We start from the raw sequence: 1,535 nt of genomic DNA on the forward strand, positions 1-1,535 counted from the left end.
AACTTCTAACTCCGCTAGAATAGTAAAGAAATGTAAACAGCCTGTAAAGATTATGACTGAACCACAACCGACTCAAACCCCCAAATTAGAAGATCCCAAATTTGGCTTTAATGACTATGCCGAGCGCCTCAACGGTAGGGCTGCTATGATTGGTTTTGTGATCACCCTGTTGATCGAGTATCTAACTGGCCAAGGTCTGTTATCTTGGTTAGGGTTACAGTAGTTTTTTAGGCTTTTTTAGGCATTCTAGGGGAAATATAGCCTTGAGTGTTAGCTAACGCATACAAGCTTCATGATTTTCCCCGTAGAATCCTTGCAAGACCGAATCACCTCGCTGTTGTGGTGTCCCGTGGGAGCGATTAGGAACTTCAAAATCGCCCACTTCCGAAGCGGCTTCCCCTAGAAGTTTTCCCGCTAGTATATAATCCTGTTTGGATAAACCTCTAGCTTCGGTAAATAACCAAGAAAGGGTATCTCCCGCTAGACAATCGGCCTGTAATTCAATGCCGATGCTCATCCCACCTTCATCGATGCCACCAATACCCCGATTCCACTGAACAGCGTGAGCGGCCTCGTGAGCGACGGCGTAAAGGGGAAATAAAGGATTATCGCTAATACCAGTAACTTGCTTGAGATTGACATAGACTGTATTATCTACAGTGCAGAAAGCCGCTAGGGAAATTACGCCGCAGGGAGTGGTTATCGGGCCATCGCTTAACAAATACTTAAAATTGATCTGGTGTAATTGAGCCGTATATTCAATTACCGCTTCTAGGGCATCCGTAATATCGTCTGCTTGCGCTCTCTGGGCTAGAGGGGATAAAATCAAGAGGGAACTACAAGAAACGGCAGATATCAGGGATAATAACCGTTTAAGGCCAGAGTTAGGTTTCATGGTACTAACAAAGTCGGGAGTGAGGAAGAAGTTTAATTGATCTGAATTAGCCTACCGCTACGATCACAATTTTAAAAGCTATGTATAAGACTTTCAGAGAAAATACAGAATTTACGCGGCTTTTGATCGAAGTTGACAGAATTTCTCCTCAAGGTTGAGGAAATTAATTTGGCACGACCACTGATTGTGTTGAAAATCTGCCCGTCAGTCAGGCAAAAAGCTCCCCATCAGGTCATTTCCCCATCTCCCCACCCCGAACATTCGTTACACTTGTACTACAAGTCTATCCCCATTTCTCGCAAACGAGCCGCCAGCCGTTGAGAACGCTGTCTTTCCGCTTCCAGAGCTTGCTGAGTAGCATTTAATTGCTCTTGTGATGCGGCCGCTTGCTCTTGTGCTGCGGCCGCTTGCTCTTGTGCTGCGGCCGCTTGCTCTTGTGCTGCAGCCGCTTGCTCCTGTGCTGCAGCCGCTTGCTCCTGTGCTGCTTCTTCTGGCAAGGGGATTAAATTGCCTTCTGGGTCATAAAATCTGGCCCAAATTGCCGTTTCTCGGTCAATAGTCCCCTCCCAAGTTCCCAACCAATAGCCTAAGGTTTCGCACCATAACCAGCCGCGCTCGTTTCGTTCTAAAGAATGGTAGC

Annotated in this window: 2 protein-coding genes and 1 pseudogene; 1 reads left to right on the forward strand and 2 read right to left on the reverse strand. The window is 46.6% G+C overall.

The window, feature by feature from the left end; genetic code table 11:
• Nucleotides 1-52: 52 nt before the first annotated feature.
• A complete protein-coding gene (locus PX482_RS15925) occupies nucleotides 53-223 on the forward strand; it encodes a CAB/ELIP/HLIP family chlorophyll-binding protein (RefSeq protein ID WP_002742489.1) in 171 nt (56 codons plus the stop codon).
• Nucleotides 224-274: 51 nt separating this feature from the next.
• Here PX482_RS15925 and PX482_RS15930 read toward each other — a convergent pair whose 3' ends face one another.
• Nucleotides 275-895, reverse strand: coding sequence for a hypothetical protein (locus tag PX482_RS15930; protein WP_004266757.1), 621 nt, complete (start codon nucleotides 893-895; stop codon nucleotides 275-277).
• Between the two features lie 275 nt (nucleotides 896-1,170).
• Nucleotides 1,171-1,535, reverse strand: a pseudogene (locus PX482_RS15935) (Uma2 family endonuclease); the annotation flags it as partial.

The sequence above is a fragment of the Microcystis sp. M53602_WE12 genome (assembly GCF_030065455.1).
Taxonomy (GTDB): domain Bacteria; phylum Cyanobacteriota; class Cyanobacteriia; order Cyanobacteriales; family Microcystaceae; genus Microcystis; species Microcystis aeruginosa.